Genomic DNA, 19,976 nt, shown 5'->3' with positions numbered 1-19,976 from the left:
CTTAAGAGGTACCAATGATAAGGAGGAAAGGTTTGTGAGAAAAAAGATTTTTCTATGGGTTTTAAGTATTCTAGGTGTGCTTCTACTCGTAGGAGGAATATATGTTTATCGTGTTTATTCTAATGTATCAAGTACGTTAGATTCCGTGCATCAACCACTAAATCGCGATAAATCTGAAAAACGTGACCAAAAAATAAATCTTACTGATCAAAAGCCCATTTCAATTTTATTAATGGGAGTTGATCAAAGAGGTGAAGAGACCGGTCGATCAGATTCGCTTATGTTATTTACTTTGAATCCCAAAACTAAGTCTATGAAAATTACAAGTATTCCTCGTGATTCTTATACAGAAATCATTGGAAAGGATAAGAAAGATAAAATTAATCATGCTTATGCATTTGGTGGTATTGATATGGCTGTGAAAACAGTAGAAAATTTTCTTGATATCCCAGTTGATTATTACATTGAAGTAAACATGGCGGGCTTCAAGGATATTGTAAATGCTGTAGGTGGTGTAGAGGTTAATAATGATTTAGAATTTACATCAGTAGGTACACATTTTGAAAAGGGTAATTTACACTTAGATGGTGAAAAGGCTTTAAAATATACACGTATGCGCTACGAAGATCCACGCGGTGATTTCGGCCGTCAAATGCGCCAACGTCAAGTTATCCAGGCAGTAATTAAAAAAGGTGCAAGCGTATCTTCTTTAGCAAGTTACGGTGATGTATTAAAAGCAATTGAGAAGAACGTAAAAACAAGCTTAACGCAAGATCAAATGTTTGATATCCAAAAGAACTATAAAGATTGCATGCAAAATAGTGAAGAAATCCAAATCCCAGGTGACGGCCACAAAGCGGCTGATGGTATTTGGTACTACTACGTTCCAGATGCAGCAAAACAAGATATAACGAATAAGTTAAGAGCGCATCTTGAAGTGACTAAGTAATATGTAATAACCCAACTCCTTTGGAAGGAGTTGGGTTTATTTTTGCATGGATTTATATTAGTATTATATATTGTGAGATTAATAGATGAGGTGAATCGATGAATAAGAAAGCAGTACTTGTCCTTGTTATTTTTGTATTGTTTGTTGCTTCGATTGTGAGCGGTAAATTGTACTGGAATAAGAAAGTTGCAAATGCAACAGGACAAACGAGTGAAGTAACGAAAACAAAGGCTGAAGTGAAAGATAGCGGAGCGAAAAAAGAAGAGAAAAAAGAAGAGAAAAAACAAGATGCGAAGTCATCTTTTAACGAAGCATATGCGAAGAACTTGCCAGATGCAGTGAAAGAGAAGTTAAAGAAAGCTGCCCAGGATAAAAAGGCAGTAAACCTTATTATTGTTGGTGATGAAGCTTCTTCATCTGAAAAAGGTGCTTGGGCAGCTAAGTTAACGTCTAATTTAGAAACTGCTTACGGTAAAGGTTTATGGAATGTGACTGTAAAGGAATATAAGGGTGAGAGCACAGAAGAGTTAATCGCGAATAAACGTGATAAAGAGATTGCGAAAGAGAATCCAGATGTAATTTTATTTGAGCCACCATTTATTACTGATAACGGTAAAACTGGTAATGGAAACTCTGTAGCAAATACACAGAAGTTCGTTCAAGCACTTTCTACTAGTGCAAAGGGTGCTACGATTATGATTCAACCATCAAATCCAGTGTATGGTGCGAAGAATTATCCGAAAGCAATTGAAGCATTAAAACAATTTGCAACGCAAAATAATTATACATATATTGATCATTGGGGAGCATGGCCGGATGCTTCAACGAAAGGTATTTTACCATACCTACAAGAAGAATTTGGTTTCCCAAGTGCAAAAGGACATGACGTTTGGGCGAAATATGTAACTGATTATTTTGTAGCTAAGTAATGAAGGAGAGATAAAAGGTGTACGAGTTCTCGTATACCTTGTCCTTTTATAATTAAGAGATTTGAAAATAGTAGGAGGAAAACAATGAACTCAATCCTAATCTGCGGCGGAGCCGGGTACATCGGTTCTCACGCTGTGAAAAAATTAGTAGACGAAGGTTTATCTGTAGTAGTAGTAGATAACTTACAAACTGGTCATGAAGATGCAATTACGGAAGGCGCGAAGTTTTATAATGGCGACCTTCGTGATAAATCATTTTTAAGGGATGTTTTTAAACAAGAAAATATTGAGGCGGTTATGCACTTTGCAGCTGATTCTTTAGTTGGAGTTAGTATGGAAAAGCCCCTTCAATATTATAATAACAATGTGTATGGTGCACTTTGTTTATTAGAGGTAATGGATGAGTTTAAGGTAGATAAGTTCATTTTCTCTTCTACTGCGGCAACGTATGGTGAGGTAGATGTGGATCTTATTACTGAGGAAACGATGACAAATCCTACGAATACGTACGGAGAGACGAAGTTAGCAATCGAGAAGATGCTTCATTGGTATAGCCAAGCTTCTAATTTACGTTATAAGATTTTCAGATACTTTAACGTGGCTGGTGCAACTCCAAATGGTATTATTGGGGAAGATCACCGTCCAGAAACACATTTAATTCCTCTTGTGCTGCAAGTGGCTTTAGGTCAACGTGAGAAGATTATGATGTTTGGTGATGATTATAATACACCAGACGGTACTTGTATCCGTGATTATATTCATGTTGAAGATTTAGTAGCGGCTCATTTCTTAGGGCTTAAAGACTTGCAGAACGGCGGAGAGAGTGATTTCTATAACTTAGGAAATGGTAATGGTTTCAGTGTAAAAGAAATCGTTGATGCAGTTCGTGAGGTTACAAATCATGAAATTCCTGCTGAGGTAGCACCGCGCCGTGCGGGCGATCCAGCACGTTTAGTTGCTTCTTCTAAGAAAGCGAAAGAGAAGCTAGGATGGGATCCTAAGTATGTAAATGTTAAGACAATCATTGAACATGCTTGGAATTGGCATCAAAAGCAACCGAATGGATATGCTAAATAAATATAATAAGTGAAAGAGAGGGTATCGTCGACAAAATATGTTCGACAATACCCTCTCTTTTTTTGTACGATTTTTGCTATACTAAACTGTACTATAATACATGATGGAAGGAGGAAAATAATGAAAATACTTGTGGTTGATGATGAATCGAGTATTCGTAATTTGATTCGGATGCAGTTGGAGATGGAAGGTTATGAAGTATTGGCAGCGGCTGATGGGAGAGAAGCTTTAGAGCGATGGAATGAAGGGCCGGATGTATTGATTTTGGACGTTATGCTTCCGGATACGGATGGGTATGAGTTGCTTCGTTTGTTCCGTGAGAGGGATAGGGATATTCCGGTGCTTATGTTAACGGCAAAAAGTCAGATGAATGATAAGTTGCTTGGATTGCAGCTTGGTGCTGATGATTATGTGACGAAGCCGTTTAATTATGCGGAGCTTATTCTTCGGGTTAAGAATATGGCGCGGCGTGTAAAGAAGACGGAGGTAGCTGTAAGTCATGAAGTAATTGAGGCTGGAGAGATAGTGATTTGTCCTAAGGAAAGAAAGGTACATGTGAGTGGACAAGAGATTCAGTTAACGTACCGAGAGTTTAATTTATGTCAGTTGTTTGTTTCAAATCCGCAGCGTGTGTTTATGAGGGATGAGTTGCTTGAGAAAGTATGGGGGTTTGAGTATATCGGAAATACGAGAGCAGTTGATATTATGGTGCAGAGACTTCGAAAGAAGCTTGGGACGAGCGGAGAATATATTAAGACAATTTATGGCGTTGGCTATAAACTGGATTGTTAAGTGGTGATGGTATGTCTTTAAAGCGAAATATGGTGTTTGGAATAGTTGGGCTGTTAATTCCGATTTTTGTTCTTTTATATGCAGTTGTTTATATTACGTTAGAAAAGAATATGTATCATAACGCAGCAGATTCTTTAGAAAAGTTAAGTGTAGAAGCACAAATTTACACGATGAATTATTTAGAGAAGGAAGCAGAAGTGGATACGCTTGGTCCGAATTCACTTTTAATTGCGTCGTATTTAGCGAAGCGTATGGATGTCCGTGTACAGATGATCGGGAAGAATGGCGATGTTGTTGCAGATACACAAAAAGGAGCATTGCTTCACCGTAACATCGACATTGAGAGTTCCTTGAAGGGAAAGAAGTCTTATGTTTTTGAGGAGGCGGATCCCGCTCCCATTCTTTTGTTTTCAAGCCCGGTTTATTATGGAAACGATGTCATTGGAAGTATTCGTTTTATAAATGAGTTAACGGGTGAGAAGGAAGTTTTAACAAATGTGAGCTGGACTTTCTTAATGACCTCTCTTTGCCTAGTAGCTACCGGTATTTTCTTTGCGATTCGTTTGGCGAAGTCTCTTCATAAACCAATTGATCAGTTGAGACAAATGGCACAGCGGCTCGCGAATGGTGATTATAAGAGTAAGATTGAGTTAAATGAGTACGTGGAAATCGCTCAGCTTTCCGCATCTTTTAACGCGATGGCCGATGGAATTGAACTGCATATTAAGCAATTGCAGGAGGAGAAAGAGAAGCAGAAAGATTTCCTAGACCGCATTACGCATGAGCTAAAAACACCGCTAACGGCAATTATCGGTTATGTTGATTTAATTCCGAAGTTACAATCGAAAGAAGATGTACAGGAAAGTCTTCGTTATGTGGCGGTGGAAAGTGAGCGTTTATTATCACTTGTAGAGGAACTGCTGAAGTCTTCGAAATATGGGACGAGTACGTTTGAAGTGTCACCTACAGTTGTGAATATAAAGGAATTGGCAGAAGAAGCAGTTTCAATTGTGAAACCTCGTCTAAATCAGTTTGAAATTGAAGTGATAAATGAGTTAACAGATGTACATGTTGTTGCAGATTTTGATAAGACGAAGCAAATTTTCTTAAATGTGCTTGATAATGCAATTAAGTACAGTGATGCTTCGCACATTCGTATGAATGTAATTGTAAATGAGCAGGAGGCGAAGGTTTTTGTTCATGATGATGGGATCGGTATAGATGAAGTGGTGCTTGCAGAGTGGAATGAGTCTCCGAAAGGAAAGGCACTTCCTTCTAGTTACGGGAATGGTTATGGTTTGTATATTTGTCAGGAGATTATGAATAAGCAGGGCGGAAGCATGCGGATTGAGAGTAGTGAAGAAATAGGTACTACAATATTCATTACATTTTTGCTTCCGAGAAGGATGGAAGACATAAAAAACTTGAAAGCGGTTAAATGATACATTTATGAAACAATTATGCGGTATTTTCGAAACAACGTTTTTTTATCTTGGAGGTAGGCAGAAATGAAAAGGCTATCATTTCAAATTCTTATGTTTGTCATTTGTATGATTGTTTCTCTTGTTTTGTTTTATGTTATGGAGAAGCAAATCTATAATCGAATTAACATTGTAAATGATAAACAAGCCGTTTTACAAAGGGTGAATGAATCTCTTCCAATTGAAGTGAAAGTAAGACATGAAAAGTGGGGAGAAATTGTTGTAACGGATGAAGTTCGTTTGCATACGATTGTTTCATTCTTTGACCGAATTCGAATAGAGCCTGAGGGCGTTAAGAGCCAAGAACAAGTATTTACTGGAGAAGTAACGTACTTGAATGGACATAAGCGTACTTTTGCAGTAGGTGACTTGTTCCAGTATGGGGAAAATGTATACGGAAAGAATGGCATGGATCCGATGATTTCAGCACTTCAAACGTATTTATTAAGCCTGTATTACACGCCAGAGCGTATTAGTGATTTCTTTGCTTCAGCAAAGGACGTCGTAGTACGTCAAGGCGATGTGGTACGTACTATCAATCTTACGCACATACTTGATTCTATTCGATACGCAAAGCAAATTACAGATTACGGAGAAATTCAGAAGTTATTACAATCGCAGAATGAACCGATTGCTTATATTACAGCTTATAAAACAGGTAAGCGTGTAAAAAATGATCGTGAAGATATTCTTACGATTTCTGTGTATCCATCGTACTTTGTTGTGCAATATCTCGGTGATAATAACGGAAATGTCATGTATATGAAAGGCTCTCTAGCAGAGTTATTCGTAAAGGAGAATGCGTCATGAGAAAGATAGCCTTTTTCTTCTTTTTGCTAGTAATTGGAGGAGCGATGTCTAGTTGCTCTCGAGATACAACCTCTATTAAATATAGTAAAAATGGTCTCCCTATTTTGGATGATCGTCATATTGTTGCGTATGTAGCGGCTCGTGAGGAAGTTGGTGAAGCGTTACTTTCATCATTTTGTAAACCGCGCGGATGTACGTATGAATTTATTCGTCTTTCAACAGAAGAACTTCTTCGTAGAGTGGAAGAAGAAGCTGGAAATCCGAAGGCGGATATTATTATTGGCGGTACAGTAGATGCGCATCAAATGATGAAGCAAAAAAATCTTTCTATTCCTGTGATAAGCCAACATGCAAATCGTATTTCGAAAACCGTTAAAGATAAAGATGGTTATTGGTACGGTTATGAAGTGGAGAAGCTGGCAATTGCGATTAATAAAGAGCGGTGGAACGAGGAAATAGCGCCGCTCGGTCTCTCGTATCCGTTAAGATGGAAAGATTTATTGAATCCAGTATATAAGGGAAAGATTGTCATGCCCGATCCAAATGTTTCAGGTACAGCATATACGTTTTTCCAATCACTTATTGATACATTAGGTGAAGAGGAAGCGAAGGAATATGTGAAGAATCTGGCAGAACAAGTGGGAGAAGTAACAGTGAATGGTTACATCCCAGCAGAACTTGTTGCGAGTGGTGAATATATGATAGGCATCAACTTTATGGGAGATCAGAGAATGCTTCAAAAACAAGGCTTTCCGATTTTAAGTAACGAACCTGAGCAAACAGGGTTATCCGTTAATGCGATTTCTAAACTAAAACGTGCACCGAGTGGTATTATTGCGGATTTATTTATTGATTATTGTTTATCAGAAGAAGCGGGTCACATTTTAGAAAAAGTGTCGTTTGGCGTACCAACGATGTTTGCGAAGAATGAGAAAGAAATAGAAGGACAGCCGGTTAGAAGGACGAATCAAAATATATCAAATAGCGGAATAATCGAGATATGGAATAGACAGCGTCTCTCTCTGAAGTGAGAAAAGGAGACGAAAATATATGTTTAAATGGCTCAAGCCAGCACCTGCAATTGAAAGATTGCCAGCGGATATGATCGACCGTGTATATCGATTACTACGTATTCGTGTGTTAATCGGGATTTCAGTTGGATATGCTGCTTATTATTTAGTTCGTAGTAACTTTACGTTATCAAGTACGTATTTAGTACAAGAATATGGTTTTAGTACAGCTGAAATTGGTCTACTAGGTTCAGTAATGGCAATTGTTTATGGATTTAGTAAGTTCTTTATGGGTAATTTATCAGATAAAGCTTTCGCCCAGCGCTTTATCGCAGTCGGTTTATTCTTATCAGGGCTTGTAAATATTTGTTTCGGCTTTGCATCATCATTTGGGATGATTGTTACATTACTTGTTGTTAACGGTATTGTACAAGGTATGGGAGCACCACCTTGTAGTATTGTTATGACAAAATGGTTCTCGAAGAAAGAACGCGGTACGAAAACAGGTCTTTGGAATATTTCACATAACGTTGGTGGAATGCTTGTGCCACCACTTGTCGGAATTGGTGTAGGTATTTTTGGTGAAAACCATTGGCAAGGCGGCGTGTTTATTTTCCCTGCAATTATCGCAATGGTAATTTCAGTTCTTGTTTGGATTAATGCGAAGGATACACCAGAATCTGAAGGTCTTCCTCCAATTGATGAGTATCGTAATGACTATGAAAATCTTGAAAAAGCAGATAATGCTAACAAGATGTCACCAAAAGAAATTTTAATGAAGTATGTAGTGAAAAATAAATTTGTATGGTTCTTATGTATTGCAAATGCATTTGTTTACTTAATTCGTTTCGGTGTTATTAACTGGGTTCCACTTTATTTAACGACAGTTAAAGGATTTTCAAAAGCAGAAGCGCATGCGGCATATGCAATCTTTGAAGGTATGGCAATTCCAAGTTCATTAATCGTTGGTTTTTTAAGTGATAAATTATTTAAAGGAAAACGTATGCCATTATGTATTATTAGTATGGTTGGAGTTGTTATTGGTACGTTTATATATTGGCAAGCAACTAGCGTACTTGTTGTAAGTATTGCAGTTTCTATTATCGGTTGTTTAATTTATGTACCACAGTTCTTAATCGGTTTAAGTGCGATGGAATTAGTACCGAAATTTGCAGTAGGTACGACAGTTGGTATGTGTGGTCTATTCGGTTATGTAGGCGGAAGTCTTGTAGCTAACGCAGCAATTGGTGTTATTGTTGATCGTTCTGGCTGGGATGGTTGTTTCATCTTACTATTAACAGGTGCGGTTTTATCAACAATCTTCTTATTTATTGTTCAACGTGGACATGAGAGAAAAGATCCTAAAGTAGCGTAATATTTTATTTGAAAAAGCTATCCAATTATTATTTTGGATGGCTTTTTCTATATAATATAATCTTTCCTTAAATCTATCTTAAAAGATATAATGTCATATTTCTAATCATTGGAATTTTTGTTACAATATAAATGGATGTGTAAAACTTTGTAAAAAGATTGTAATAATATACAGTTTATTTTCAGAAAGTTTTATACAATTATGTTATTTATTAAACTATTAATTTATAAAGGGAGAGAGAATATGTTACCAAATACGGTTCGTACTCCAAACAAGAAGAAGAAATGGATTATTATTGGGGTTATTGCACTAATTGTTATTGTAGCGGCAATTAATATTTTTGTTATGCAAGGTAAGAAGAAGGGTGCATCAACAAATGCTGATGCTGTAAGTTTTGAGAAAGTGACAGAGCGTAAGCTGAATAATACAAAGTTAATTTCTGGTCAGGTGAAGCCTGGTAATATCGAAAGCTTCTATGCAGATCCGGCCAAAGGAAAAGTGAAAGATATTGAGGTAAAAGAAGGGCAAGAGGTAGAAAAAGGTACGAAGTTATTCTCTTATGACAATGAAGAGATTAACCTTCAAATGAAGCAAGCTGAGCTTGATCAGAAGATGGCGGATATGCGTTATGATCAAGGAAAGAAAAAGATTGATTCGCTCAAGAAAGAAATTAAGAAGGCAAAAGATAGCGGAGCTGGAAAAGAAGTAACAGATCCGATGGAAGAGCAAGTAAACGAGTTAGAGATAGCTCAAAAGACAACTGACCTTGAGAAAGAAAAAGGAAAGTTGCAGAAAGAAGAGTTAAGTAAGAAGCAGAAAGAGCTTACGATCTATAGTAATTTCGCTGGTGTTGTTCAAAAGTTAGATAAAGATGCGGCACAAAGTTCATCTCAAGCGTTAGGTGGTCAAGGAAAATCGTTTTTACAAGTAGCTTCTAAAGATCCATTCCAAGTTCAAGGTACGTTAACTGAGCTTCAGAAGTCACAAATTCAAAAGGATCAAACATTCACTGTAACAGCAAAAGCAAATAATAAGAAGAAGTGGACTGGTAAGATTACAGAGGTAAGCGAATTCCCAACAAGTGCAGAGATGGCGCAAGCTGGCGGCATGGGTGAAGCAACTCAAAATATGTCCCAATATACATATAAAGCTAGCCTTGATAGTCAAGACGGTTTATCTCCAGGTTATCATGTTTCCCTGCAAGTAAACTTAGAGAATAAGACGATGATTGCTGTTCCAAGTAAAAGCATTGTAGAAAAAGGTGATGATGCATTTGTTTATGTTGAGGATAAAGGGAAGCTTCGTAAACAAAATGTGAAAAAAGGTTCTACTGATGGAGACTGGACAGAGGTTGTAGAAGGCGTAACAGTGGGGCAAAAGGTGGTTAAAAATCCTTCCGACGATGTGTATGACGGAATGGAAGTGAAAGAGAAATGATTACGTTAAATAATATTGCTAAAACGTATTATCAAGGAAAATTGGCGGTGCCGATTTTGCATGGCATTAGTTTAACGATTCAGAGCGGTGAGTTCGTTTCGATTATGGGACCGTCTGGTTCTGGTAAGTCAACGCTTATGAACATTATCGGTTGTTTAGATCGTCCAACAGAAGGCGAATATATGCTGAATGACGTGAATATCTTAACAGCAGACGAGTCAAAGCTTGCTTTAATTCGTAATGAATATATTGGCTTTGTATTCCAGCATTTTAATTTACTACCTCGTCTTTCCGCAGTGGAAAATGTTGAGCTTCCGCTCGTATACGGTGGCGTGAAGAAAGCGGAGCGTCGCAAGCGTGCTTTGGAGGCGTTAGGTAAAGTTGGATTGGCGGATCGCGTGCATCATTTACCAAATGAGTTATCCGGTGGACAGAAGCAGCGTGTAGCGATTGCAAGAGCGATTGCAAATAATCCAACGTTCATTATGGCTGATGAACCGACTGGTGCACTTGATACGAAGTCTGGTGAGCAAGTTATGGATATTTTCACGAAGCTTAATGCAGAAGGTACGACGATTGTTATGGTTACGCATGAAGAGGAAGTAGCAGCGTATTCTTCCCGCCGCATTGTACTACGAGACGGGAAAGTTACAGAAGATAGAAGGTGTGCGGTATGAGTTTACTAGATAGTATAAAAATTGCCCTATCTTCTATTTTAGCTCATAAACTACGTTCAGCTCTTACGATGCTCGGTATTATTATCGGGGTAGGTTCGATTATTACTGTCGTTGCAATTGGGCAAGGCGGGGAAGCTGCATTGAAATCGCAGTTTGTTGGGGCAGGTAATCAAACGGTTCCGATTCATTATAGTGCAGATATAAACGATCCTTTCGGTATGGGAATGGTAGAAGCACCGAAGATAACTGAAGAAGACATTTTTGAAATTAAAAAAATTCCAGAAATCGCACATGTGGTAACAACAAATTCAACCATGGAACCACTTGATATTGAAGATAAAAAAGAAATGGTGAGTATTACTGGATTAGATAGTGAGTACTTTGCAGTAAATAAAGTAAAGTTGTTAAAGGGACGTTCTTTACAAGAATCAGATGTGGATCAAGGTAATAACGTTGTCATGATTAGTAAACAAATGGAAGAAAAGGTGTTTAAGGATGCCAATCCAGTCGGTAAAATTATTGAAATGAAAGGTCAACCGATGCAAATTATCGGTGTCTACAAATCAGATAATGAGTTTATGGGAATGGGACCATCAGAAGCACTAGTTCCAATTTCATTATGGCCGACACTGTATGGGAAAGATGAAATTCAAAATATCTCTGTTCAAGCAAAAAATGTAGATAATCTAGAAAAAGCAGGTAAAAAAGCTGCAGATGTTTTAAATAGTCGTAAACCGACTGATGCAACTGGTAAATATGAAGTTATGAATTTAAAAGAAATTCAAGAAGGTATTTCGAAGATGACCGGTATTATGACAATGATCATCGGTGGTATCGCTGGTATTTCATTAGTCGTTGGTGGAATTGGTGTTATGAACATCATGCTTGTATCTGTAACGGAGCGTACGCGTGAAATTGGTGTACGTAAAGCACTTGGAGCAACGCGTAGTAAAATTTTATTACAGTTTTTAATTGAAGCAGTTATGTTAACACTTCTAGGTGGTTTAATCGGAATTGGTCTTGGGTATGGCGGAGCATATATCGTTTCTACATTCGCAAAATGGCCACCACTCGTTTCATGGGAAGTTGTCGTTGGAGGCGTACTGTTCTCGATGACACTTGGTATTATTTTCGGATTAATTCCAGCGAACAAAGCTGCGAAATTAGATCCAATTGAAGCATTGCGTTATGAATAATTAATAGTGTGGTAGAACTACACATTACCGTTCTAGTGGGCGGTTCGTAGCCTCTGCATGAGGAAGTGAACCGCCCGTTAGAACGGGTTATATAAATAGAAGGAGGCGTTATAATGGAAGCGAATATTAATACGCAAGATGTAGTTTCAAAAAAGCCATCATTATTTGGAATGATTACTTCTCCAGGTGAGCAGTTTGAGAGAATGAAGACGAGTAATGCAGTTTGGGGTGCATTTTGGCTACTTGTTTTAATAGCTGGGCTTGTTGGGGGATTTGCTGCTTATGTATATTCTCTAACACCTGAGGCAATTAACCTTAATAAGGAATTAGGTGTTACTGTTTCAGCTGCAATGACATACGGTATGGGATTTGGGGTAATTGCTATTAGTATGGCATTTGTCTTTCTACTTAGTGCCGTGGTGTATAAAGTGTTAATGGTGTTTATAAGCAATGATACTTCTTATAAAAAATTATTAGCGATTACTGTATATTCAAGTGTTATTTCATTACTTGGTTTATTAATAAATACGATTTTAGCATATATTTTAGGTGGAACGGGTCAAGAAATGTACACTGGCCTAGAACCGATTTTCGCCTCAAGTAGTGGTGTTGTAAAAGGTATTGTAAGTAAATTTGAAGTGTTTACAATCTGGGGATATGCAGTTACATGGCTAGGTCTTCAAATTACAGCAGGTTTAACTAAAAAGCAGGCAACAATTATTACTATTGTTTTCTTTGTTTTAACTCTTGGAATGGGAGCTTTACAAGGTATGTTCCAATAAGGAAATAAAATAGAAAGGGTGACTCTTCAAGAGAGTCACCTTTTTTATTTTTACCCTTATTTCAAATACCACCAACAAAATTTCAAATACTACATAGTGTAATTTCAAATTCCGTCGGTAGTATTTGAAATTACTCACAGTGAAATCTTTTCTTTATTTTTATATTGTGAAGGTACCGCGGAATACTAGAAAGGTATACCTTTTAGAAACGGGTACTGTGTGAAGCCAGCGACTTTTACAGAGGCAGTTGTTTTGTATGAAGGGATGATTGTAAATCAAATAAAGAAATTAGGTATTCGCCAAGATTATGAAGAGTATTATCAATGTGGTTTAATTGGTCTTTGGCATGCATATGAAAGATTTGATGCGGAGAAGGGGTGTTTCCCTGCATATGCACTTGTAACGGTGCGTGGTTATATATTAGAAAGATTGAAGAAAGAATCTACTGTACAAGAAAGATGTGTATGTGTAGGTGAGTATGAGGATATTTTTCATTTTGAAGATGTTGAAATAAGAGTGAAGGATTTTATGAGTGTGTTAGATGAGAAGGAGAAGTATATTATTTTTGAACGTTTTTTTGTAGGAAAGACGATGGGAGAAATCGCTTTAGAGACGGAAATGACATATTATCAAGTAAGATGGATGTATCGGCAAGCACTCGAGAAAATGCGAGATAGTGTAAGAGGATAAAAATAGCAAATAGAATGGAAGGTAAGGAAATACTACCTTCCATTCTATTTGTTATTAAGGTGATGAATCTTGCATGTTCATTTGGGATAATACATATCCAGCTTTCCATAATTGCTGACTTAACTTATGGGAACTAATTTGTATCGTTACGGTAGCTCCGTTTGAAAAATGAATTTTAGCTTGTTTAGCTTTTTGGAAAAACTCTATTGTATGAACATGTTTGAAGAAAAGCCAAATACAATTTGGAGAAGCAGGAGATTCTGTTGGGAAAGCACAAATATATTCTCTATGGTTGATCGGAATTGGGACGTTTTGTTTAAATTTAAATTTTGTTTTTACGGCATTACGTCTCCCTTGATAAGTAGAATGAATATTTGTTAGACAAGATTTCTGTATAAGTTGGAGAGCGGTCTGACAGGAGTAAAGATGGTTTCCGCTACTGTCGATGATTTTTGTACGGTAATAAGGGTGTTTACATGGTTCAAGCATCATTGTAGAACTAGAAATAAAAATGTTGTTTTCATTATCCATAATTCTATATCCTCCCTTATAATTCTTATTCTGAATATAATTATATATAAATTAAGTAAATTAATTGTTAATATTCTATTTCATATTGTAAATTTTGGCTATTCGTTTACAATCAATAGGTGATAGTCTTTCTAATTTGCATCGCTTGTACATATATATGAAAATAGAAAAGAGTAGGCGGTGATATAGTATGAAGAAAAAGTATATTATTATGGCTTTAGTTGTCGTTCTCCTAGTATATTTAGCAAACAGTAATCCGAGTAAGGGCGAATATACAGAATGGGCAGCGAAGCAGTTTATGAAGCGTAATGATGTGAGTAAGAAGCTAGATGAAGTTCAAAAAGAGAATGAAGAGGGTCTCCTTGGCGACTTGGCATCGGCCGGTAAAAAGTTAGCGAAAAAGTATGTTGAGCCACAAGTTGGGTTATTAATCGATCATTATACGAAGCAAAATGATTATATATTCTTCTCAACATATACGACTGAGTTTGATATAGGGGAAGAACATTATAAGTATGTATGCGTCGGTTTTTCAAAGATTTTTATCCCGATTGAAATGCCGAAGAAAAAAGACGAATCTGCAAAATGATGCAGATTCGTCTTTTTCATTTTATAGAGTAATTGGAACTTCAGATACATTTTTTTCTACAAGGCGAGCTCCCTTTTTTCTTGTATTTTCATCAATGGATGAAAATACAGATGAGGCAAGGATTGTATCCATTACTTGATTTACGACTTGTGCATCGATTGGTGTGATAGGCGTATCGATAGAAAAAACGACTGTTTTTCCATCTTCTTTCGCGAAAATTAACTCTAGTACTTGCATGTGTTATTCCCTCCTTTGTATTTATCCCGCTATTTACGGGGGTTGGGTCTGACGGTTAAATTGCGGGCTAATAATCAGCGGGGATGAATAAAATCCCCACTGATCCGAGTTTTACTTTATAGTTTAGAAAGATCTGATGTGCTTACAAGTTGCACAGAGTGAAGTGGTGATGCTTGTAAGGAAGCGAGAGCATGAGCTACGTTGTGTACTTGATCTAAGCTCGCATTTGTTTTAACACGTTTAAATTGTTTGCTCTTGAAAACTGTTTTGCCGTTCTTATCTAATCCGTTGTTTAAGACAAGACGTAAAGTTAAATCCATTACGATTGTTTCAATTGCCATGTATATCACCTCCTTTCACTTTATAAATAGGGTACAAATGTCATGTTTTGGCGTGAAATTTTTTCTTTTTTTTGGTACCCTTAAAAGATTAAGAGAGGAGAATTCTGGATAATGAATCGTAAATGGTTATTTTGGATTCCTGTATTACTATGGATGGGGCTGATTTTCTATTCTTCGGCACAACCATATAAAAAGCAGGATATGCGTTCAGATATTGAACAATATGTAAATGTTGAATTTGTGAAAGAACATTTTTCATGGGTATCTATCGATTATGGTGGAGGAACCCCTGTTAGTATTGCGAATAAAGGTGTAGGCGGATTTATTGAGTTTTTCCTTCGTAAAGGTGCTCATTTTATGGTGTTCTTTATGCTAGGTTCATTGATTTATTACGCTTTTCATCGATCAGGTCATTCGAGGAAAAGATGTTTTATATATGCCCTTCTTTTCGTTGCAGGTTATGCAACATTTGATGAAATCCACCAATGGTATACGGGGGACCGTACACCAATGTGGCAAGATTCATTGCTTGATACATGCGGCGGGTTAACGGGGATTATAATAAGTAATTGGTTTTGGAATAGAAAAAAGCGCTAATCTCATTTCGAGATTAGCGCTTTTTTTGCGGGTAGTAAAATTTCCCGTAACTGGCCTGATTAAAGTTTCACTTTATACACCAAGTAATTCTTTTAGTTCGTCTGTTGATAGTTCAGTCATCCAACTATCGCTTGTGATGACCGCATTGTTTAGAGATTGTTTTCTCTCTAGCATTTCATCGATTTTTTCTTCTAATGTTCCTGTTGTAATGAGTTTGTGAACATGAACAAATCGTTTTTGACCAATGCGATATGCGCGGTCTGTTGCTTGATTTTCCACAGCTGGATTCCACCAACGATCGTAGTGAATGACATGGTTGGCAGCGGTTAGGTTTAGTCCTGTTCCGCCAGCTTTTAAAGATAAGATGAAAATGTCATACGTTCCATTTTGGAATTCCTCAATCATCTTGTCACGATCTTTTTTCGGTACACTACCGTTTAAGAAGAGGACACGCTGGCCGAATTTTTCTTCTAGCACACGTTTTAGCATGTTCCCCATGCCGATGTATTGAGTGAAGATGAGGCAACTTTCATCTTGATCCTTTATATTTTCGATGAGCTCCATTAACGTTTTTGTTTTCATGGAGCGTTCAACAACATTTTGTGGCTCTTCTTCTTTTAAATAAAGAGCAGGATGATTACAAATTTGTTTTAGCTTGTTCAGCATAAGCAATATAAAGCCGCGTCTTTCAATTCCGCTTAATCCTTTGACATTTTGCAGTGTATCTTGAACAAGTTGTTCATATAAGGAAGCTTGTTCACCAGTAAGAGGACAGTAAGCTTTTTGTTCTTGTTTATCTGGTAAATTTAATGCGACTGTTTGATCTTTCTTCGTTCGTCGCAGTAAAAATGGTGAGATAAACCGTTGAACTTGCTGGATTTTTCCTTCATCACGATCTTTTTCAATCGGTGTGACGAAGCGGCGCTGGAATTGCCCTAAGCTTCCGAGATATCCATGATTAATAAAGTCAAAAATGGACCAAAGTTCAGCGAGGCGATTTTCCATCGGTGTACCAGTTAAAGCGATTTTGTGATTTGCTTGCAAGTTTCGTACTGCTTTCGACTGTTTCGTATGTGGGTTCTTAATATTTTGTGCTTCATCCAAAATAACAGCATCCCAGCATAATGAAGTCAGTTCTTCCTCATCGAGCTGAGCCAATGCATAAGATGTTAATACAACATCTGCCGATTGAAGGAAATCTTCAAATGAATTGCCCTTATCTCTATTACTTCCGTAATGTAATTGAACACGTAAATTCGGTGCGAAACGCTCAAATTCTTTTTGCCAATTTCCAAGAACAGATGTCGGTGCTACGATTAATGCAGGGCCTGTTTTGAGATTGTTTTCTTTTATATATAGTAAGTAAGAGATTGTTTGAATACTTTTCCCGAGTCCCATATCGTCAGCTAGCAATGCTCCAAATCCAAGCTTTCGTAAATATAATAACCATTCAATACCGTGTTGTTGATACGGACGAAGTGTTGCGTTTAGTGAAGTAGGGACATCTACTTTTGGAATATCTCCAATATGAAGCAGCTTCTGGAAGAGTTCTTCATAATATCCATCTAGTTCGATTTCAATATCAGTAAACGGACTATTATCTTCTACAATTTCCGTTTCAGCCGTATTTGATAAATGTTGCTGCAGGACATCTTTCATCTCTAGTCCGTATTTATCGGCACGGTTCATGAGTTTCCTTACCTCTTCGATAAAGGCTGGATCTAGTCGCATCCATTGACCGTTTATATTAAATAGACGTTTGTTTTGTTCAACGAGTTCGAAAAATTCGCTTTCCGATAAATCAATGCCGTTTGTCGAAATGCGCCAGTCAAAATTAACGAGCGTATTCATACCGAAGAACGATTGTGTTTGTGCTGTATTTTGCTTCAACTGGACACGTAATTTCGGTTTTGTTGCTTTTAAATTTTGCCACCATGATGGTAGTAAAATTGTAATGCCGGCTGCAAGTAATTCATTGCTTGCTTCTGTTAAGAAGTTCCACGCTTCTGTTTCAAAGAGCTCGTTTCGGAACGTATCTTCTTCTTTTAACCACGGTATGAGCTTACTAAAACCTTCTTGTGTTTCTGTAATCCGTTCTTCGTAATCGTGCCATCTTTTCGGTAAGGAATCGATGTTTTCATATACATATATGCGATGCGCCCCACGCTTTGGTGTCACAATTGTTTCAAGCTTCCACATTTCAAATTCTTCTTGTGGTTCTTGCAGTCTTAGTCCGATTGTAAACGGAAGATCATCTTCAATATAACCAATTTTTCGAAGCCAATCTTCTTCATGTAGTGCTGTTTCCAATTGTCTTTTCGTAAAGTCGTAATGTTCATATAGTCTTTTGGCATCTTCCCAGCCGTCATTTGAGCGATTATCTTGTAATATGCTTTCATTAACTGCTGCTGAGAAAAGAGATGCTAATGTGTCATCTTCAATTGCTGTATTTTGAACTTTCCAAGATGGTTGTTTGGACCAATGATTCATATCTGGTACGAAGTTACCACTCGTAAAGGCATCCCATAATTCATTTGCATCTTTCGTAAGGGCTGTAATAGGTCCGTTTATTTGCATATGTGCAAATGAATTCATCGGTTTGTTTGCAATGTATTCAAATGCTTGTGCGTTTGTTAGCATAACACCTTGTTTTCCTTCGAAGGTTGCTTCTTTTAGAAACGTACCGTAGAAAGAAGTGGAGTGCCATGTGAATGCATTTCGTTTCCAACTTGTTACGGATAATGGAGTACCGCTGTCATCTTCTCCCCAAAGGAACCAACCTTGACTAACATGCTGGAGCCTAATTGTTACTTCAGTTTGATTGATCATCGATTAATTTTCCTTTCCGTAATTCCTCTTGTAGTGCACGCAGACGTGAATGGAGATTGGCGATGTGAATAATGAAAGCATCCCATTCATCGGTGCGTTTTAATCGTTTATATAATGTGCGTAATTTCTTTAAGTAACGAACTGCGCGTTTATATGATTTGCGATTTCGTTCTTCAATCGCCTCTACAGCAGCAAGATGGTAAAGAGGAAGTGCCGCTTCTGGCGCTTCTTTTTCAATATCTTTCAGTGGCTCTTTTAACAGTTCAATTGCTTCAAATCCATATAGGAGATGAAGCTCTGCCCATGTGCGATACTGTTTTTTCGCGAGTACGTACTGTTCATAGTTTGTGAAACTATACGGTAATAGTTCTTGTAAGATCATTTCGAAACCCGCTTGTTCATTTGTATGTGTTGCATATGTTTCATACATGATTACAAATAGGCGAACGACATCTTTTATAAAAATCGTATTTTCGTGATCTTGGATTGTTTTCTTTACTTGTTTATACGTAAAGGAAAGCCAATTTTTCGCACGATCCCACTGCATGGCACTTAATAGTTCTTCTAACCAATAGAAGTATAGACTCACAACAGAAGCAGGCTGTTTTTTTAGTAAGTCCATCGCTAGTAGATCTTCGTCATTCAAAAAGAGAAGATGGGAAGACGCTAACGCTTTGGATAGTGGATTGATTTTCGTATCGATTCGTTTTTCTTCTTCTTGTATTTTCTCTTTATTGTTTAAAAGTTCACTCCATATGTGACGATAAATGAAAAATCGCTCTTGCGTATAAGTGTCGGTAGAGAAGAATACTTCATGAACGAGACGAGCTGTTTCTTGTAAAATTATTTCAGACTCTGAAGGAATCGCTTCTGATTGTAAGTCCCGAACGATGGATTCCACTTTGTCTACAAATAGGCGAATGACATTAACAGGTTGGTGATAAGAATACGTTTTGTTTGCGTCGAATGCCTGAATTTCTTCTAATAACTTTTGAAAGCAGTAAAGTGCTGCGTGTAACCTGAATAATTCATGTATCGCAATGACACGCGGAGCTTTCCGCTCAAGTTTCGTATAGAAATCTGTAAAGATACTCATAAGAAAATACATTTGTTTATAAGTAAGCCGAGCTTGTTCTTTTTTAAATGATTCATATTCTTTTTCAAAATACGATTGCCAACTTTTATAATCGGTTTCTTCAAAAGCTGATGATTGCAATACTTGTCTTGCAGTTCGAATAGGAGGAAGGGAAGGTTTCGTATTATTTTTAAATAAAGTTAATACATCTCCTACTTGCCCGAAACTAGACGCTGCAGATAGTAATACAGCAAGCATATGCTCACATTGTGTTGGTGCGAAGCAATCACAATAACTTTCAGCGACGTTACGAATCGGAATATGAACGCTATATACGTTGCCTTCCGCATCTACAGTTCCTGATAGTGTATAACCATCAAAGTCAACATTGTAGACAACACCACTACGATATAGGTGCCGAGCTGTAGCGACATGTTCCTGATCAGCTGTTTGCTGTGGATCTAGTCCTTGAACGAACTCATTCGCAATCATCATAATTTCATCTTTCGTAATTGAGTGTTGCAGCATAATATTCCTCCGTACACATATTTCTTTCCTTTACCATTATAAAC

Annotated in this window: 20 protein-coding genes; 15 read left to right on the top strand and 5 right to left on the bottom strand. The window is 37.3% G+C overall.

The features are described 5' to 3' along the window. The first annotated feature begins 34 nt into the window (after positions 1 to 34). The 13 genes from tagU (at position 35) to AC1Q8M_RS22585 (ending at position 13,205) form a co-directional block, all read left to right on the top strand. Positions 35 to 949, top strand: a complete 915-nt coding sequence (tagU, locus tag AC1Q8M_RS22645) for a polyisoprenyl-teichoic acid--peptidoglycan teichoic acid transferase TagU (RefSeq protein WP_001227555.1) — start codon at positions 35 to 37, stop codon at positions 947 to 949. Between the two features lie 98 nt (positions 950 to 1,047). Then, positions 1,048 to 1,878 carry an SGNH/GDSL hydrolase family protein gene (locus AC1Q8M_RS22640; protein WP_098855431.1) on the top strand — a complete coding sequence of 277 codons (831 nt, stop codon included), beginning with the start codon at positions 1,048 to 1,050 and terminating at the stop codon, positions 1,876 to 1,878. A gap of 84 nt (positions 1,879 to 1,962) precedes the next feature. After that, positions 1,963 to 2,955 (top strand): UDP-glucose 4-epimerase GalE, encoded by a 993-nt coding sequence (galE, locus tag AC1Q8M_RS22635; protein ID WP_001084657.1) that lies wholly within the window; start codon positions 1,963 to 1,965, stop codon positions 2,953 to 2,955. A gap of 120 nt (positions 2,956 to 3,075) precedes the next feature. Continuing rightward, positions 3,076 to 3,747: a response regulator transcription factor gene (locus AC1Q8M_RS22630; RefSeq protein ID WP_000699557.1), complete on the top strand. Its 672-nt coding sequence runs from the start codon at positions 3,076 to 3,078 to the stop codon at positions 3,745 to 3,747. Positions 3,748 to 3,758: 11 nt separating this feature from the next. Continuing rightward, positions 3,759 to 5,189 (top strand): HAMP domain-containing sensor histidine kinase, encoded by a 1,431-nt coding sequence (locus AC1Q8M_RS22625; RefSeq protein WP_063549099.1) that lies wholly within the window; start codon positions 3,759 to 3,761, stop codon positions 5,187 to 5,189. Positions 5,190 to 5,255: 66 nt separating this feature from the next. Next, positions 5,256 to 6,038, top strand: coding sequence for a DUF3919 family protein (locus AC1Q8M_RS22620; protein WP_000826618.1), 783 nt, complete (start codon positions 5,256 to 5,258; stop codon positions 6,036 to 6,038). Then, positions 6,035 to 7,069 (top strand): ABC transporter substrate-binding protein, encoded by a 1,035-nt coding sequence (locus AC1Q8M_RS22615; protein WP_001225641.1) that lies wholly within the window; start codon positions 6,035 to 6,037, stop codon positions 7,067 to 7,069. The genes AC1Q8M_RS22620 and AC1Q8M_RS22615 overlap by 4 nt, the downstream gene beginning before the upstream one ends. Positions 7,070 to 7,088: 19 nt before the next feature. Next, a complete protein-coding gene (locus AC1Q8M_RS22610; protein ID WP_000477603.1) occupies positions 7,089 to 8,423 on the top strand; it encodes an MFS transporter in 1,335 nt (444 codons plus the stop codon). A 243-nt stretch (positions 8,424 to 8,666) separates the two neighbouring features. Beyond that, complete coding sequence (locus tag AC1Q8M_RS22605) at positions 8,667 to 9,860, top strand: efflux RND transporter periplasmic adaptor subunit (protein ID WP_016513244.1); 1,194 nt, start codon at positions 8,667 to 8,669, stop codon at positions 9,858 to 9,860. Then, the gene (locus AC1Q8M_RS22600) at positions 9,857 to 10,537 is read left to right on the top strand and encodes an ABC transporter ATP-binding protein (RefSeq protein ID WP_000631624.1); all 681 of its coding nucleotides are present in this window, start codon (positions 9,857 to 9,859) and stop codon (positions 10,535 to 10,537) included. Before AC1Q8M_RS22605 ends, AC1Q8M_RS22600 begins: the two co-directional genes overlap by 4 nt. Further along, positions 10,534 to 11,733 (top strand): ABC transporter permease, encoded by a 1,200-nt coding sequence (locus AC1Q8M_RS22595; protein WP_053563340.1) that lies wholly within the window; start codon positions 10,534 to 10,536, stop codon positions 11,731 to 11,733. Before AC1Q8M_RS22600 ends, AC1Q8M_RS22595 begins: the two co-directional genes overlap by 4 nt. A 113-nt stretch (positions 11,734 to 11,846) precedes the next feature. Beyond that, entirely contained in the window at positions 11,847 to 12,515 is a 669-nt protein-coding gene (yknW, locus tag AC1Q8M_RS22590; protein ID WP_061660879.1) for a YknW family membrane protein, read from the top strand. A 219-nt stretch (positions 12,516 to 12,734) separates the two neighbouring features. Then, entirely contained in the window at positions 12,735 to 13,205 is a 471-nt protein-coding gene (locus tag AC1Q8M_RS22585; protein ID WP_071713997.1) for a sigma-70 family RNA polymerase sigma factor, read from the top strand. A gap of 54 nt (positions 13,206 to 13,259) precedes the next feature. Here AC1Q8M_RS22585 and AC1Q8M_RS22580 read toward each other — a convergent pair whose 3' ends face one another. Further along, entirely contained in the window at positions 13,260 to 13,736 is a 477-nt protein-coding gene (locus AC1Q8M_RS22580; RefSeq protein WP_029443634.1) for a competence protein ComK, read from the bottom strand. 190 nt (positions 13,737 to 13,926) lie between these two features. Here AC1Q8M_RS22580 and AC1Q8M_RS22575 point away from each other — a divergent pair, with 190 nt between their 5' ends. Continuing rightward, on the top strand, positions 13,927 to 14,325 hold the full coding sequence (locus AC1Q8M_RS22575; protein WP_098855430.1) for a DUF4359 domain-containing protein: 399 nt from the start codon (positions 13,927 to 13,929) through the stop codon (positions 14,323 to 14,325). 21 nt (positions 14,326 to 14,346) lie between these two features. Here the strand turns inward: AC1Q8M_RS22575 and AC1Q8M_RS22570 are convergent, their stop codons facing one another. Together AC1Q8M_RS22570 and AC1Q8M_RS22565 are read right to left on the bottom strand one after the other, a co-directional pair. After that, complete coding sequence (locus AC1Q8M_RS22570; RefSeq protein WP_001197593.1) at positions 14,347 to 14,562, bottom strand: DUF2922 domain-containing protein; 216 nt, start codon at positions 14,560 to 14,562, stop codon at positions 14,347 to 14,349. A gap of 116 nt (positions 14,563 to 14,678) precedes the next feature. Continuing rightward, the gene (locus AC1Q8M_RS22565) at positions 14,679 to 14,903 is read right to left on the bottom strand and encodes a DUF1659 domain-containing protein (protein ID WP_000963862.1); all 225 of its coding nucleotides are present in this window, start codon (positions 14,901 to 14,903) and stop codon (positions 14,679 to 14,681) included. Positions 14,904 to 15,014: 111 nt separating this feature from the next. Between AC1Q8M_RS22565 and AC1Q8M_RS22560 the strand changes: the two genes are divergently transcribed. Next, positions 15,015 to 15,500 carry a VanZ family protein gene (locus tag AC1Q8M_RS22560; protein ID WP_001080707.1) on the top strand — a complete coding sequence of 162 codons (486 nt, stop codon included), beginning with the start codon at positions 15,015 to 15,017 and terminating at the stop codon, positions 15,498 to 15,500. 72 nt (positions 15,501 to 15,572) lie between these two features. Here the strand turns inward: AC1Q8M_RS22560 and AC1Q8M_RS22555 are convergent, their stop codons facing one another. Then, positions 15,573 to 18,329: a DEAD/DEAH box helicase gene (locus AC1Q8M_RS22555; protein ID WP_098400737.1), complete on the bottom strand. Its 2,757-nt coding sequence runs from the start codon at positions 18,327 to 18,329 to the stop codon at positions 15,573 to 15,575. Continuing rightward, the gene (locus tag AC1Q8M_RS22550) at positions 18,313 to 19,932 is read right to left on the bottom strand and encodes an SWIM zinc finger family protein (RefSeq protein ID WP_000939149.1); all 1,620 of its coding nucleotides are present in this window, start codon (positions 19,930 to 19,932) and stop codon (positions 18,313 to 18,315) included. The genes AC1Q8M_RS22555 and AC1Q8M_RS22550 overlap by 17 nt, the downstream gene beginning before the upstream one ends. Positions 19,933 to 19,976: the final 44 nt, after the last annotated feature.

The organism is Bacillus sp. GW823-FHT06A10 (genome assembly GCF_058795375.1).
The sequence above is the reverse complement of the archived record's forward strand: the minus strand, read 5'-3'. Positions and strand labels throughout refer to the sequence as shown.

Coding starts and splice junctions, on each gene's coding strand:
- AC1Q8M_RS22560 (WP_001080707.1), top strand. CDS start 15,015: ATGAATCGTAAATGGTTATTTTGGATTCCTGTATTACTATGGATGGGG.
- AC1Q8M_RS22640 (WP_098855431.1), top strand. CDS start 1,048: ATGAATAAGAAAGCAGTACTTGTCCTTGTTATTTTTGTATTGTTTGTT.
- galE (WP_001084657.1), top strand. CDS start 1,963: ATGAACTCAATCCTAATCTGCGGCGGAGCCGGGTACATCGGTTCTCAC.
- AC1Q8M_RS22620 (WP_000826618.1), top strand. CDS start 5,256: ATGAAAAGGCTATCATTTCAAATTCTTATGTTTGTCATTTGTATGATT.
- AC1Q8M_RS22630 (WP_000699557.1), top strand. CDS start 3,076: ATGAAAATACTTGTGGTTGATGATGAATCGAGTATTCGTAATTTGATT.
- AC1Q8M_RS22575 (WP_098855430.1), top strand. CDS start 13,927: ATGAAGAAAAAGTATATTATTATGGCTTTAGTTGTCGTTCTCCTAGTA.
- AC1Q8M_RS22615 (WP_001225641.1), top strand. CDS start 6,035: ATGAGAAAGATAGCCTTTTTCTTCTTTTTGCTAGTAATTGGAGGAGCG.
- AC1Q8M_RS22555 (WP_098400737.1), bottom strand. CDS start 18,329: ATGATCAATCAAACTGAAGTAACAATTAGGCTCCAGCATGTTAGTCAA.
- AC1Q8M_RS22580 (WP_029443634.1), bottom strand. CDS start 13,736: ATGGATAATGAAAACAACATTTTTATTTCTAGTTCTACAATGATGCTT.
- AC1Q8M_RS22565 (WP_000963862.1), bottom strand. CDS start 14,903: ATGGCAATTGAAACAATCGTAATGGATTTAACTTTACGTCTTGTCTTA.
- AC1Q8M_RS22570 (WP_001197593.1), bottom strand. CDS start 14,562: ATGCAAGTACTAGAGTTAATTTTCGCGAAAGAAGATGGAAAAACAGTC.
- AC1Q8M_RS22595 (WP_053563340.1), top strand. CDS start 10,534: ATGAGTTTACTAGATAGTATAAAAATTGCCCTATCTTCTATTTTAGCT.
- AC1Q8M_RS22625 (WP_063549099.1), top strand. CDS start 3,759: ATGTCTTTAAAGCGAAATATGGTGTTTGGAATAGTTGGGCTGTTAATT.
- yknW (WP_061660879.1), top strand. CDS start 11,847: ATGGAAGCGAATATTAATACGCAAGATGTAGTTTCAAAAAAGCCATCA.
- AC1Q8M_RS22600 (WP_000631624.1), top strand. CDS start 9,857: ATGATTACGTTAAATAATATTGCTAAAACGTATTATCAAGGAAAATTG.
- AC1Q8M_RS22550 (WP_000939149.1), bottom strand. CDS start 19,932: ATGCTGCAACACTCAATTACGAAAGATGAAATTATGATGATTGCGAAT.
- AC1Q8M_RS22605 (WP_016513244.1), top strand. CDS start 8,667: ATGTTACCAAATACGGTTCGTACTCCAAACAAGAAGAAGAAATGGATT.
- AC1Q8M_RS22610 (WP_000477603.1), top strand. CDS start 7,089: ATGTTTAAATGGCTCAAGCCAGCACCTGCAATTGAAAGATTGCCAGCG.